Genomic DNA, 13,863 nt, shown 5'->3' with positions numbered 1-13,863 from the left:
CATGGCCGTGACCGTATCTCCAGAGCGCGACACTGTCGCCAGCCCCATGCAGCGCGCGCTGCGCGAGGGCTTCTATGCCGGCGCCATCTCGCTTGGCCTGTTCGTGCTGTTCATCGGCCTCAAGACAGACCAGAACATCTCCAATGAACTGGTCCTGGTGAAGCGCTGGGGCCTCTTGGCCTCCGTGGTGATCGCCACGGCTATCGGCCGTTTCCTTTATGTCGCCTATGGTCAACCCTTCATGGCCAACCAGAAGATCGCCGATGTCGCCACCGGCCTGTTGCCGGCCAGTGCGGCGTCGCGCTTCTTCCTGTTGCCGGCGTTTATCGTGGCGATCATCGCGGTGGTGCTGCTGTTCGTGTTCAACGGCTCGCTTCCCGGATGGATAGGAGCAGAGGCGGCCGGCTATCTGCAGTTCCTGCGCGCGCTCGCAATCATCTATGCGCTGGCCTGTGTGATCTACTATTACCGCGGCTTCATCCACGCCAACTTCACCAAGCTCGGCATTGCCGCGCTGGTGCTCTATCCGATCCTTGTCATCGTCGTGCTGTCGCTGATGTCGTGGTCGGTCGCCACCGGATTGCAGGGCTCGCTGAAATGGGTCGACAATTTCGGCATCCAGATCCTGATCTACGTGATGCTGGCCTGGGGGCTGAACATCGTCGTCGGCCTCGCCGGCCTGCTCGATCTGGGCTACGTCGCCTTCTACGCCGTCGGGGCCTACGCCTATGCGCTGCTTGGCACAACCTACGGCCTGTCGTTCTGGATACTGCTTCCGGCGGCCGGCGCCATGGCCGCGTTCTGGGGCGTGCTGCTCGGCTTTCCGGTGCTGCGCCTGCGCGGCGATTACCTGGCGATCGTCACCCTTGCCTTCGGGGAGATCATCCGCCTGGTGCTGATCAACTGGCGCGATGTGACCAACGGTTCGGCCGGTATCTCCGGCATCCCGAAAGTCACCTTTTTCGGCTTGATGACCTTCAACGTCTCGGACCCCAACTACATCGCCAAGGTCCTGCACCTCGCGACCTCGAGCGCCTACTACAAGATCTTCCTCTATTACCTGATCCTGGCGCTTTGCATGCTCACCGCCTTCGTCACCATCAGGCTGAGGCGCATGCCCGTCGGGCGTGCCTGGGAAGCGCTGCGCGAGGACGAGATCGCCTGCCGCTCGCTCGGCATCAACACCACCACGACCAAGCTGACGGCCTTTGCCACCGGTGCCATGTTCGGCGGTTTTGCCGGGGCATTCTTCGCCGCGCGGCAAGGCTTCGTCAGCCCGGAATCCTTCGTCTTCCTGGAATCGGCCATCATCCTGGCCATCGTCGTCCTTGGCGGCATGGGGTCGCTGGTCGGCATCGCCGTCGCCGCGATGGTGATGATCGGCGGCACCGAGGCGCTGCGCGAGCTCGACTTCCTCAAACAGGTCTTCGGGCAAGATTTCACCCCCGAACTCTACCGCATGCTTCTGTTCGGCATGGCCATGGTCATCGTCATGCTGTGGAAGCCACGGGGCTTTGTCGGCAGTCGTGAACCGACAGCCTTCCTCAAGGAGCGAAGGGCTGTCTCAAGCTCCTTCACCAAGGAGGGTCACGGCTGATGAATGCGAACGCACAAATGAACGACGCCATCCTGCAGGTCGATCATCTGTCGATGAAGTTCGGCGGCCTGGTCGCCATCGGCGACCTGTCCTTCACTGCCAGGCGCGGCGAAATCACCGCGCTGATCGGCCCCAACGGCGCTGGCAAGACCACCGTGTTCAATTGCATCACCGGCTTCTACAAGCCGTCGGAAGGCATGATCACGCTCAACCGGGCCGATGGCTCCAGCTACCTGCTGGAACGGCTGCCCAACCATGAGATCCCGGCGCGCGCCAAGGTGGCGCGCACCTTCCAGAACATCCGCCTGTTCTCGGGCATGACGCTGCTGGAGAACCTGCTCGTCGCCCAGCACAACAAGCTGATGAAGGCCTCCGGGTATACGATCCTGGGCCTGTTCGGCTTCAGCGGCTACCGCAAGGCCTCGGCCGAATCGGTGGAGCTTGCCAAGCACTGGCTGGAAAAGGCCGATCTCGTCGATCGCGCCGACGATCCGGCCGGCGACTTGCCCTACGGCGCACAGCGGCGGCTCGAGATCGCGCGCGCCATGTGCACCGGTCCCGAGCTTCTGTGCCTCGACGAACCGGCGGCCGGTCTCAACCCGAAGGAATCGGCGGCTCTCAACGAACTGCTGATGGGGATCAAGCACACGACAGGCACCTCGATCCTCCTGATCGAGCACGACATGTCGGTGGTCATGCAGATCTCCGACCATGTCGTGGTGCTGGAATATGGCCGCAAGATCTCCGACGGCAATCCGCAGTCGGTGCGCACCGACCCGCGCGTCATCGCTGCCTATCTTGGCGTCGACGACGAGGAGGTCGAGACCGTACTTACCGAAGTCGGCGACGAGGACGTCATCGAACAGCTCGACATCGGCCCCGATTCCGCGCATGGCCCGGGGACATCGTCATCGTATCTGGCCGGGCCGGTGAGCGACACCGTCGGCCATAGCCAAGGCGAACGCGTAACCGTGTCGAAAGGCGCCTCGAAGGCAGCGCAGGTCGATGCCCGCGGCGCCAGCGTGGCAAGCAGGCCTGTTGCCCCGACACCGGCGCCGGCCAAGCCCGCCGCGAAGAAAGCGGAACCACGGAAAACGGCCGCCAAGGCGCCTGCCGCGAAGGCCGAAGGCGTTTCGAACCGCCTCGCTGCCCCCCGTGGCGGCAAGGCCGACAATCTGACCCGCATCAAGGGCATTGGCACGGTCAACGAGAAGAAGCTCAACGAACACGGCATCTTCCACTTCGACCAGATCGGCGCCTGGAAGAAGGCAGACGTCGAGGCGGTCGAGGCCTACCTGGCCTTTGACGGACGCATCGCGCGCGAGGAGTGGGTCAAGCAGGCCAAGCTGCTCGGCCAAGGCAAGGATACGGAATTCTCGCGCCGCGTCGATGCAGGCAAGGTGGCGACCAGTCATGTGTCCGGCAAAGCCAAGGCGAGCACAGCCAAGCCCGTGCAGGGCAAGCGTGGAGGGGGCAAGTGATGGCCACGACAACGCTGCTCGATATCAAGGGCGTAGAGACTTATTACGGCAACATCCGTGCGCTGAACGGCGTCAATGTCAGTGTCAAGCAAGGTGAGATCGTGGCGCTGATCGGCGCCAACGGCGCCGGCAAGTCGACGCTGATGATGACCATCTTCGGGGCTCCACGCGCCCGCACGGGCACCATCACCTTCAACGGGACCGATATCACCCAGTTGCCGACACACGAAATCGCGCGCATGCGCATTGCCCAGTCACCGGAGGGCCGGCGCATCTTTCCGCGCATGACGGTGATGGAAAACCTGCAAATGGGCGCCAGCCTCGACAACCTCAAATATTATGGCGAGGACGTCGAGAAGGTGTTCACGCTGTTCCCCAGGCTGAAGGAGCGCATCGCCCAGCGTGGCGGTACGCTGTCGGGCGGCGAACAGCAGATGCTGTCGATCGGACGCGCACTGATGGCGCGGCCGAAACTGCTTCTGCTCGACGAGCCGTCGCTGGGCCTGGCGCCGCTGATCGTCAAGCAGATCTTCGATGCCATTCGTGAGTTGAACCGCACCCAAGGGCTGACCGTATTCCTGGTCGAGCAGAACGCGTTCGGCGCACTCAAGCTCGCCACGCGCGGCTATGTCATGGTCAACGGCAATGTGACGATGAGCGGCACCGGCAAGGAGCTGCTCGCCAATCCGGAAGTGCGCGCCGCCTATCTCGAAGGCGGACATCACTGAGTTCAGGAGACTTCCCATGCAAGGCATTCTCTACGAGGAACCGTCGATCTGGCAGTTCTTCTTCGTCACCTGCCTGCTCGGCGGATGGGCGGCCTGGATGACCGGCAAAGCCAGTGCCCAGACATGGCGCAGCTTCATCCAGCTGTTTGCCTATCTGCTCGGGCTCGGCATTGGAATCCGCTTCATCCATCACGCGCTGTTCGACGGCACGATGTTCTCGCTGCATTACTATATCGTTGACACCATCGTGCTGATGATACTGGGCTTCGTCGGCTATCAATACACACGAACCAACCAGATGGTCACACAGTATAACTGGCTCTACGAAAGAGCTTCAATCTTGAGCTGGAAACCGAAAGGTTGACGTTCATCATTAACGCCGCGTCGGGGATGAATCGGCGTGACAAGTGCCTGAAAATCGGCAAACTATGCTTTCTGCGATAAGGGTGGGCATCGCATGAAAGCTTCATCCACGCCCACTCCGTTAATGGGAGCGTTTAAATGAAAAAGTCACTTTTGTCCGCCGTGGCCCTGACCGCGCTCGTCGCGTTCGGCGGCAACGCGTGGGCTGATGTAATGTTCGCCGTCGCCGGGCCGATCACCGGTCCGAACGCGGCCTTCGGCGCACAGCTGCAGAAGGGCGCCGAAGCGGCGGTCGCCGAGATCAATGCCAAGGGCGGCATCAATGGCGAGCAGATCAAGCTCGAAGTCGGCGACGATGTCTCCGATCCGAAGCAGGGCATCTCGGTCGCCAACAAGTTCGTCGGCGACGGCGTCAAGTTCGTGATCGGCCACTTCAACTCGGGCGTGTCGATCCCGGCCTCCGAAGTGTACGCCGAAAACAACATCGTCGAAATCACGCCGGCCGCAACCAACCCGAAGTTTACCGAGCGCGGCTTGTGGAATGTGTTCCGTACCTGCGGACGCGACGACCAGCAGGGCAGCATCGCTGGCGCCTATATCGCCGCGAACTTCAAGGATGCCAAAGTCGCCGTGATCCATGACAAGACCCCTTATGGCCAGGGCCTCGCGGACGAAACCAAGAAGGCGATGAACGCCGCCGGCATCAAGGAAGTGATGTATGAAGGCGTCAATGTCGGCGACAAGGACTTCTCGGCGCTGATCGCCAAGATGAAGGAAGCCGGCGTCACCCTGATCTACTGGGGTGGCCTGCATACCGAAGCCGGTCTGATCATCCGTCAATCGGCGGACCAGGGCCTCAAGGCCCCGATGATGTCGGGTGACGGCATCGTGACGGACGAACTCGCCGCCATCGCGGGCGACGCTGTCGCCGGCACCCTCAACACGTTCGGCCCCGACCCGCGCCTGATCCCGGCCAATAAGGAACTCGTCGAGAAGTTCCGCGCGCAGGGTTTCGAGCCGGAAGCCTACACGCTCTACGCCTATGCCGCCGTGCAGGTGGTCGCCGAGGCGGCCGCTGCCGCCAAGACGAACGATCCGCAGGCCGTCGCCAAGGCGATGCATGAAAGCGGCCCGTTCCCGACCGTTCTGGGCGATCTCGCCTATGACGCCAAGGGCGATCCGAAGCTGCCAGGCTACATCATGTACGAATGGAAGAAGAAGGACGACGGGAAGTATTCCTGGTTCCCGAAGTCGTAATTCATTCGGATCCGAAACCAACGATGCCCGGCGCCTCGCGCCGGGCATTTTCTTTTGATGCGCGGCGGCAGCGGGGTTACGTCACGGCGAGCCTTCCTTAACCAGGAAGATCGCATCCAGGATCGAAATTGTCGCCATTGTTCCGTCCGTTCGAACCGATGCATGCGAGTGTTGGCCGGACAATCGATCTAAATCGGTTTAAATCAGCACCGATTTTGTTTGCACTGCAGCATTTTCGCGCTAATCATTGCCCCGATTTCCCGTTCCTTCCGCTGCTGGAGCCCAGTCCTTGGCCATCACGAAGATCCTCGTCGCCAACCGGTCAGAAATCGCCATCCGCGTCTTTCGCGCGGCCAACGAGCTGGGCCTCAAAACCGTGGCGATCTGGGCCGAGGAAGACAAATACTCGCTGCACCGCTTCAAGGCCGATGAGAGCTACCAGGTCGGGCGCGGCCCGCATCTCGGCAAGGACATGGGTCCGATCGAGAGCTATCTGTCGATCGAGGAGGTGATCCGCGTCGCCAGGCTTTCAGGCGCCGATGCCATCCACCCCGGCTACGGGCTGCTGTCGGAAAGCCCGGAATTCGCCGAGGCCTGCGCGCAAGCAGGCATCACGTTCATCGGTCCCAAGCCCGACACGATGCGCCGGCTGGGCAACAAGGTTGCCGCGCGCAATCTAGCCATCGAGGTCGGCGTGCCCGTGGTGCCGGCGACCGATCCGTTGCCGGACGATATGGAGGCGGTCAAGGAACTCGCGAAGACGGTCGGTTATCCGGTCATGCTGAAAGCCTCGTGGGGTGGCGGTGGCCGCGGCATGCGCGCCATTCGCTCCGAGGCCGACCTCGCCCGCGAGGTCATGGAAGGCAAGCGCGAGGCGAAGGCCGCCTTCGGAAAGGACGAGGTCTATCTCGAAAAGCTGATCGAGCGCGCCCGCCACGTCGAGGTGCAGGTGCTTGGCGACACACACGGCAATGCAGTCCACCTGTTCGAGCGCGACTGCTCGATCCAGCGCCGCAACCAGAAGGTCGTCGAGCGCGCGCCGGCGCCCTACCTTAGCGAGGACCTGCGCCAGGAGCTTTGCGGCTATGCGCTGAAGATCGCGCGCGAGACCAGCTATATCGGCGCTGGCACGGTCGAATTCCTGCAGGACGCGGATACCGGCAAGTTCTACTTCATCGAGGTCAATCCGCGCATCCAGGTCGAGCACACCGTCACCGAGATGGTGACCGGCATCGACATCGTGAAGGCGCAGATCCACATCCTCGACGGTTTCGCCATCGGCACGCCGGAATCGGGTGTGCCGGCGCAGAGGGATATCCGGCTGAACGGCCATGCCTTGCAGTGCCGCATCACCACGGAAGATCCCGAACACAATTTCATTCCGGACTACGGCCGCATCACCGCCTATCGCGGCGCCACCGGCTTCGGCATCCGCCTCGATGGCGGCACGGCCTATTCCGGCGCGGTCATCACCCGCTTCTACGATCCGCTGCTGGAGAAGGTCACGGCCTGGGCGCCGACGCCGGCCGAGACGATCGCCCGCATGAACCGCGCTCTGCGCGAGTTCCGCATCCGCGGCGTCGCCACCAACCTCACCTTCCTCGAAGCGATCATCAATCACCCGAGCTTCGCCGACAATTCCTATACGACCAGGTTCATCGACACGACGCCGGAGCTGTTCCAGCAGGTCAAGCGCCAGGACCGCGCCACCAAGCTGCTCAATTACCTGGCCGACGTCAGCGTCAACGGCCATCCCGAAACGCGCGGCCGACCGACGCCAAAGGCCGACGCGGCTCCGCCCGTGGTGCCCTATCTCAACGGCAATGTGCCGAGCGGCAGCAAGCAGAAGCTCGACGTGCTCGGGCCGGAAAAGTTCGCCGCCTGGATGCGCGAGCAGAAGGAAGTGCTGGTCACCGACACGACGATGCGCGACGGCCACCAGTCGCTGCTCGCCACCCGTGTGCGCACGCATGACATTGCCGGCATCGCCGGCACCTATGCGCGCGCCTTGCCGCAGTTGCTGTCGCTCGAATGCTGGGGTGGGGCCACTTTCGACGTCGCCATGCGCTTCCTCACCGAGGATCCATGGGAGCGGCTGTCGCTGGTGCGGGAAGCCGCCCCCAACCTGTTGCTGCAGATGCTGCTGCGCGGCGCCAACGGCGTCGGCTATACCAATTATCCCGACAATGTCGTGCAGCATTTCGTCAAGCAGGCGGCGTCGGGCGGCGTCGACCTGTTCCGCGTCTTCGACTGCCTGAACTGGGTCGAGAACATGCGCGTCGCCATGGACGCGGTCGGCGCCGAGGGCAAGCTGATCGAAGCGGCGATGTGCTATACCGGCGACATCCTCGATCCGGCGAGGGCCAAGTACGACCTGAAATACTATGTCGGGCTCGCCAGGGAATTGCAGGCCGCCGGCGCCCATATCATCGCCGTCAAGGACATGGCCGGCCTATTGAAGCCGAGCGCTGCCCGCGTGCTGTTCAAGGCGCTGCGCGAGGCGACCGACCTGCCGATCCATTTTCACACCCACGACACATCGGGTCTGTCGGCGGCAACCGTGCTGGCGGCCGTGGAAAGCGGTGTCGACGCCATCGACGCGGCGATGGACGCCTTCTCCGGCAACACCTCGCAGCCGTGCCTGGGTTCAATCGTCGAAGCGCTGAAAGGCACCGAGCGCGATCCAGGCCTCGACCCGCAATGGATCCGAAAGATCTCGTTCTACTGGGAAGCCGTTCGCAATCAGTACGCTGCTTTCGAGAGCGACCTGAAAGGCCCGGCTTCCGAGGTCTACCTGCACGAAATGCCGGGGGGGCAGTTCACCAATTTGAAGGAACAGGCGCGTTCGCTGGGGCTGGAGACACGCTGGCACGAGGTGGCGCAGACCTATCACGACGTCAACCTGATGTTCGGCGACATCGTCAAGGTGACGCCGTCCTCCAAGGTCGTGGGCGACATGGCGCTGATGATGGTGAGCCAGGACCTGACCGTTGCCGATGTCGAGAACCCGGCCCGCGACATCGCCTTCCCGGACTCGGTGGTTTCGATGCTGCGCGGCGATCTTGGCCAATCCCCTGGCGGCTGGCCGCAGGCGTTGCAGAAGAAGGCACTCAAGGGCGACAAGCCGATCACGGCGCGGCCCGGCTCGTTGCTCAAGCCGGCCGACCTCGAGAAGAGCCGCAAGGAGATCGAGGACAAGCTCGAGCGCAAGCTGTCGGAATACGAGTTTGCCTCGTGGCTGATGTATCCGAAGGTGTTTTCCGACTTCGTCGCCGCGCAGGAGACCTACGGCCCGGTCAGCGTTCTGCCGACGCCGACCTATTTCTACGGCATGAAATCGGAAGACGAGATTTTCGTCGATATCGAAAGGGGCAAGACCTTGGTCGTGCGCTGCCAGGCGTTCGGCGATGTCGACGACAAGGGCATGGTCACGGTGTTCTTCGAGCTCAACGGCCAGCCGCGGCGCGTGAAGGTGCCCGATCGCGCGCATGGCGCGTCGGCGGCCAAGGCGCGTCGCAAGGCGGAGCCCGGCAACGAGGCGCATGTCGGGGCGCCGATGCCGGGTGTGGTCTCCGCACTTTCGGTCGCCGCCGGCCAGGCGGTCAAGGCCGGCGACGTGCTGCTCTCCATCGAAGCGATGAAGATGGAGACGGCGCTGCACGCCGAGCGCGACGGGACGGTCGCCGAGGTGCTGGTGAAGGCCGGCGATCAGATCGATGCGAAGGATCTCCTGATCGCCTTCAACTGAGAGCTCGCAAGGAACGGGCAGGCTGTCGGCTCATGACGGCAGGCCTTGGCGAGCTGTTCGATAACGGCTTGACCCGCCGGCTCCGGTCGGGCATCGAACCGCTGAAATTCGTCGCGGCACGTTCCCCGAGTCGCGGCGCGGAACCGATTTGGAGAAAACATGGCCGACGATATCACCGAGACCAGCCAGACTGTTGCCGCCGGCCAGCTGCGTGCCTTGATCGAGCGCATCGAGCGGCTCGAGGAAGAAAAGAAGACGATCTCCGACGACATCAAGGAAGTCTTCGCCGAAGCCAAGGGCACCGGCTTCGACACCAAGGCAATCCGCACCATCATCCGTCTGCGCAAGAAGGACCAGGCCGAGCGCCAGGAGGAGGACGCCATCCTCGATCTGTACATGGCCGCCCTCGGCATGGTGTAAGGCTAACCGGCCGGTGCCCGACGCGGTTGCCGGTGATACGGTTCGAACCATGAGCGAATTCGACTTCGGCGGCCGCCGCGCCTCGGAATTCCGCCATCGCGGCTTCTGGTCGCTGTTTGCCGAACGGCATCCGGAAGAAAGAGCCCGGCTGGCGCGGCGCGGGCCCTGGTTCTGGCAGCGTGGACTGCCCGATTTCGCTCTGGTGCTTTCCATGTATGTCGCGCCGGCGCAGAACCATGTCGGCGTCTTCTTCGGCCGCAACGAGAAGTTCGGCGCCACGCAAAGCTGGTCGCGGCTGGGGCCGTTCCGGCCGGCGATCGAAGACAGGCTGAAGCTCAGGCCGGAACAAAGCTGCGAAGGCCTTGGCATCAATTCGATGTGGCGCGTCAACTGCTTTGCCGAGGACAACTGGCCTGCCATGACCGACTGGCTGGTGACGGAATGCTCGCGGGTCGAGTGCGCCGTGACCGAAGTGCTGAGGCAGGGGTAAGTGATCGCGGATTTCTTCCGCTCGCGTTGGCTTGGCGAGGTGCCGATCGACCGGCTGTTCTGGCGCGACATGATGCTTGTCGGAACCGCGATCAATATTGGGTCGTCTGCCGCGGCGCTGATCCTGCTTGGGCTGAAGATGCCGCTCGGCCTCGTCCTGGCGGTGCATTTCGCACCGGTGCCCTACAGCATCTTCCTGGCTTTGGCGGTCTGGCGCACGGCTGACAAGGCCGGTGGTGCCAAGGCTTCGCTCTTCATGCTGGGATCAGCACTCTGGCTGATCGCCACGATCGTCGTCTGACGAAGCTGCCCGTACGAAAAAGGGCGGCCGGAGCCGCCCTTGGCAAGCATGACGCCTTGTTCAGGCGGCCGGCTCGAATTTCAGCGCTACGCCATTGATGCAGTAGCGCAGGCCGGTCGGCGGCGGGCCATCCTCGAAAACATGGCCGAGGTGGCTGCCGCAACGGGCGCAATGGCATTCGGTGCGGACCATGCCGTAGCTGCGGTCGACGGTGTTCTCGACCGAGCCCGGCACGGGATCGTTGAAGCTCGGCCAGCCGGTGCCGCTCTCGAATTTCAGCGTGGATTGGAACAGCGGCTGGTCGCAGCCGACGCAGGAAAAAGTACCGGCACGCTTCTCGTAGAGCAGGGCACAGCTTCCCGGCCGCTCGGTGCCATGGTTGCGCATGACGGCGTATTGCTCCGGCGTCAGCCGGGCGCGCCATTCGGCGTCGGTGCGGGTGACGGGGTAAGTGTGGGTGTCCATTTGATCTCCTCAGCCTTGGCGGCTCGTTCTTGGTTGCAACCGGATATTCGCAACAAGATAGGGGTTTGTTACAGACCTGCCCAGTCCGACCGCTCCGGATATCTCAATGTTTGCGCGACAATTGCCTCGTGGCGCCTTCCAGTCCGGCCAGAGTCAACGGGAACATGCGGCCGTCGAAGATGTCACGGATTATCGCGATCGAATGGGTAAAGCCCCAGTTCTTCTCGTTCTCGGGGTTAAGCCACACCGCGTTCGGCCATTGCCGCAGCAGCCGGCCGAGCCAGACGGCTCCGGCCTCGGGGTTCCAGTGTTCCACCGAGCCGCCTGGGTGGGCGATCTCGTATGGGCTCATCGAGGCATCGCCGACGACGATGACCTTATAGTCGGGGCCATATTTGTGGATGAGGTCGAAGGTCGAAATCGTCTCGGCATGGCGGCGGCGATTGTCCTTCCACACGCCTTCGTAGAGGCAGTTGTGGAAATAGAAATATTCGAGCTGTCGGAATTCGGCGCGGGCGGCCGAAAATAGCTCCTCGACGCTTTTGATATGATCGTCCATCGAGCCGCCGACATCGAAGAACATCAGGAGCTTTACCGCGTTGCGGCGCTCGGGCCGTGTCTGGACGTCGAGATAGCCGTGCTCGGCGGTGGCGTGGATGGTACCGGGCAGGTCGAATTCTTCCTCTGCGCCGTCGCGCACCCAGCGGCGCAGGCGCTTTAGCGCGATCTTGATGTTGCGGGTGCCGAGTTCGACGGCATCGTCGAAATTCCGGAACTCGCGCTTGTCCCAGACTTTCACCGCGCGACGGTTGCGGCTTTCGTTCTGGCCGATGCGCACGCCTTCGGGGTTGTAGCCATAGGCGCCGAAGGGGGAGGTGCCGCCGGTGCCGATCCATTTCGAACCGCCCTGGTGGCGGCCCTTTTGTTCCTCGAGCCGCTGCCTCAGCGTCTCCATCAGCCTGTCGAAACCGCCCAGCGCCTCGACCAGTTTTTTCTCTTCCTCGGTCAGGTGCTTTTCGGCGAGCCGGCGCAGCCATTCCTCGGGAATATTGGCGACGTCGACCGCATCCGGCCCGCCCAGTGCCTCGACGCCCTTGAAGACATGCGCGAAGACCTGGTCGAAGCGGTCGATATGGCGCTCGTCCTTCACCAAAGCGGCACGGGCGAGATAATAAAAACCCTCGACGTCGTAATCGACCAGCCCGGCGTCCAGCCCCTCCAGCAGAGAGAGGTATTCCCTGAGCGAGACGGGAACGCGCGCTGCCTTCAGCTCGAGGAAGAAGGGGATGAACATGGCCGGTTACAACAAATCATACTCGATAAAGCCCGTCCTGCGCGCGACATGGTCGTAGAGCTTGCGGGCGGTGGCATTGGTTTCGTGCGTCATCCAGTAGACGTTCTTCACGCCGATTTTGCCGGCCTCGTGCTTCACCGCCTCAATGAGGGCCGCGCCGATGCCCTTTCCGCGCACATCCGGGTCGGCGAACAGATCCTGCAGGTAGCAGTTGTTTTTCTCCGACCAGCCGGAGCGGTGGTACAGATAATGGGTGAGGCCGACGGCCTTGCCGCCCGATGTGGCGATAAAACCCTTCGGCTCGAACTCGCCTTCGGTGAATAACCGCTTCCAGGTGATGGCATAGACCTCTTCCGGCAGCTTGGTTTCGTAGAAGGTCAGATAATCGGTCCACAGGCGGTGCCAGTCGACGTGGTCGGATTGCGCGAGCGGGCGGACAACGATCTCAGACATTCTTTTCTCCTCCGAAGGGTTCTGGCCGAAGCTGACCTTCTCTTCGGCCAGCGGCAACGGTCCACAGCCGGGGAAAGCGCTGCCCTATTGCTGTCTTCTCGCCATGAAGGCCAGCCGCTCGAACAGATGCACGTCCTGCTCGTTCTTCAACAGGGCGCCATGCAGTTTGGGCAATGCGTTCTTGGGGTCGGCGCGCAAATCCTCCGGCGCGATGTCGTCGGCGACCAGCAGGCGGATCCAGTCGAGCGCCTCGGAGGTTGATGGCTTTTTCTTCAAGCCTGGCACGTCGCGGATTTCATAGAACTGGGTGAGAGCCGCGCGCACCAGGTTCTGCTTGATGCCGGGATAGTGCACGTCGACGATTCTGTGCAGCGTGTCGACGTCGGGAAAGCGGATGTAGTGGAAGAAGCAGCGGCGCAGGAAAGCGTCCGGCAACTCCTTCTCGTTGTTGGAGGTGATGATGACGATCGGGCGAACGGCGGCGCGGATGGTCTCGCCGGTCTCGTAGACGAAGAACTCCATCCGATCGAGCTCCTGCAGCAGGTCGTTGGGGAATTCGATGTCGGCCTTGTCGATCTCATCGATCAGAAGCACGACCTTCTTGTCGGCCGCGAATGCCTCCCAAAGCTTGCCTCGCTTGATGTAGTTCTTGATGTCGTTGAACCTGACATCGCCGAGCTGGCTGTCGCGCAGCCGCGACACCGCATCGTATTCGTAGAGGCCTTGCTGCGCCCGCGTCGTCGATTTGACGTGCCACTCGATCAGGTCGAGGCCGAGTGCCGCCGCCACCTGGCGGGCGAGTTCCGTCTTGCCGGTGCCGGGCTCGCCCTTGACCAGCAAGGGCCGCTCCAGCGCGATCGCCGCGTTGACCGCCACCATCAGATCCTTGTCGGCGACATAGGCCGCCGTGCCTTCGAAACGCATTTTTGCTCCTTGGTTGGTCGTCGCGACCGTAAGGACGCCGCCGCGGCTGTGCAAGGGTTGCGCCGGATGGCGAATAAAGCCGCCGTGACTGCCTGCGTCACTGGCGCTTGAGCCACCAGCGGCCTATATTGGGCAGGACGGTCTGTGCTTCCCGGCAGGAGAACATTTTCCCCGGGGCCTTAACGATCCTTAGGGAGCTGTCCCTGGGAAGACCCGTGGGTTTTCTCACACGGCGCCCACCTACTTTGTAGGTTCCCGGGATCGCTCTCTCCACCGGTTGTGTGGATCGTCACTTGTCGCAACGTATCCACGCATCTTGGTGGATGATGCGGTGGAAAACGTC

The 13,863-nt window shown here is 62.7% G+C and carries 13 protein-coding genes and 1 other RNA gene; 10 read left to right on the top strand and 4 right to left on the bottom strand.

From position 1 onward, the window contains the following. Position 1: 1 nt before the first annotated feature. The 9 genes from livM to FJ936_RS15530 all read left to right on the top strand — a co-directional run bounded on the left by livM (position 2) and on the right by FJ936_RS15530 (position 10,384). Positions 2 to 1,597: a high-affinity branched-chain amino acid ABC transporter permease LivM gene (gene livM / locus FJ936_RS15570; protein WP_140712547.1), complete on the top strand. Its 1,596-nt coding sequence runs from the start codon at positions 2 to 4 to the stop codon at positions 1,595 to 1,597. Further along, positions 1,597 to 3,078, top strand: coding sequence for an ABC transporter ATP-binding protein (locus FJ936_RS15565; RefSeq protein ID WP_140793061.1), 1,482 nt, complete (start codon positions 1,597 to 1,599; stop codon positions 3,076 to 3,078). Before livM ends, FJ936_RS15565 begins: the two co-directional genes overlap by 1 nt. Further along, a complete protein-coding gene (locus FJ936_RS15560; protein WP_015315220.1) occupies positions 3,078 to 3,806 on the top strand; it encodes an ABC transporter ATP-binding protein in 729 nt (242 codons plus the stop codon). Before FJ936_RS15565 ends, FJ936_RS15560 begins: the two co-directional genes overlap by 1 nt. A 16-nt stretch (positions 3,807 to 3,822) precedes the next feature. Beyond that, the gene (locus tag FJ936_RS15555) at positions 3,823 to 4,170 is read left to right on the top strand and encodes a DUF6867 family protein (protein ID WP_013892487.1); all 348 of its coding nucleotides are present in this window, start codon (positions 3,823 to 3,825) and stop codon (positions 4,168 to 4,170) included. A 137-nt stretch (positions 4,171 to 4,307) separates the two neighbouring features. After that, complete coding sequence (locus FJ936_RS15550) at positions 4,308 to 5,426, top strand: branched-chain amino acid ABC transporter substrate-binding protein (RefSeq protein ID WP_015315221.1); 1,119 nt, start codon at positions 4,308 to 4,310, stop codon at positions 5,424 to 5,426. Positions 5,427 to 5,715: 289 nt separating this feature from the next. Next, a complete protein-coding gene (gene pyc / locus FJ936_RS15545; protein ID WP_015315222.1) occupies positions 5,716 to 9,174 on the top strand; it encodes a pyruvate carboxylase in 3,459 nt (1,152 codons plus the stop codon). A gap of 159 nt (positions 9,175 to 9,333) precedes the next feature. Further along, positions 9,334 to 9,594 (top strand): DUF2312 domain-containing protein, encoded by a 261-nt coding sequence (locus FJ936_RS15540; protein ID WP_015315223.1) that lies wholly within the window; start codon positions 9,334 to 9,336, stop codon positions 9,592 to 9,594. A gap of 49 nt (positions 9,595 to 9,643) precedes the next feature. Further along, positions 9,644 to 10,084: a hypothetical protein gene (locus tag FJ936_RS15535; protein WP_140793059.1), complete on the top strand. Its 441-nt coding sequence runs from the start codon at positions 9,644 to 9,646 to the stop codon at positions 10,082 to 10,084. After that, a complete protein-coding gene (locus FJ936_RS15530) occupies positions 10,085 to 10,384 on the top strand; it encodes a hypothetical protein (RefSeq protein WP_140793057.1) in 300 nt (99 codons plus the stop codon). Between the two features lie 60 nt (positions 10,385 to 10,444). On the opposite strand, the gene msrB is transcribed toward FJ936_RS15530, so the two are convergent. From msrB to FJ936_RS15510, 4 genes are all read right to left on the bottom strand, one after another. Then, positions 10,445 to 10,849, bottom strand: coding sequence for a peptide-methionine (R)-S-oxide reductase MsrB (gene msrB / locus FJ936_RS15525; protein ID WP_140793055.1), 405 nt, complete (start codon positions 10,847 to 10,849; stop codon positions 10,445 to 10,447). A 103-nt stretch (positions 10,850 to 10,952) separates the two neighbouring features. Next, positions 10,953 to 12,143, bottom strand: a complete 1,191-nt coding sequence (locus FJ936_RS15520; protein WP_140793054.1) for a VWA domain-containing protein — start codon at positions 12,141 to 12,143, stop codon at positions 10,953 to 10,955. Positions 12,144 to 12,149: 6 nt separating this feature from the next. Next, a complete protein-coding gene (locus tag FJ936_RS15515) occupies positions 12,150 to 12,596 on the bottom strand; it encodes a GNAT family N-acetyltransferase (protein WP_140793063.1) in 447 nt (148 codons plus the stop codon). Between the two features lie 84 nt (positions 12,597 to 12,680). Further along, positions 12,681 to 13,520: a MoxR family ATPase gene (locus tag FJ936_RS15510; RefSeq protein WP_140719974.1), complete on the bottom strand. Its 840-nt coding sequence runs from the start codon at positions 13,518 to 13,520 to the stop codon at positions 12,681 to 12,683. Positions 13,521 to 13,656: 136 nt separating this feature from the next. Here FJ936_RS15510 and ssrS point away from each other — a divergent pair. Continuing rightward, positions 13,657 to 13,812: non-coding RNA, 6S RNA (gene ssrS / locus FJ936_RS15505), on the top strand. Positions 13,813 to 13,863 lie beyond the last annotated feature (51 nt).

The sequence above is a fragment of the Mesorhizobium sp. B2-4-13 genome (genome assembly GCF_006658535.1).
GTDB classification, from domain to species: Bacteria; Pseudomonadota; Alphaproteobacteria; order Rhizobiales; family Rhizobiaceae; genus Mesorhizobium; species Mesorhizobium australicum.
This window is presented reverse-complemented; position numbering and strand designations above follow the sequence as displayed.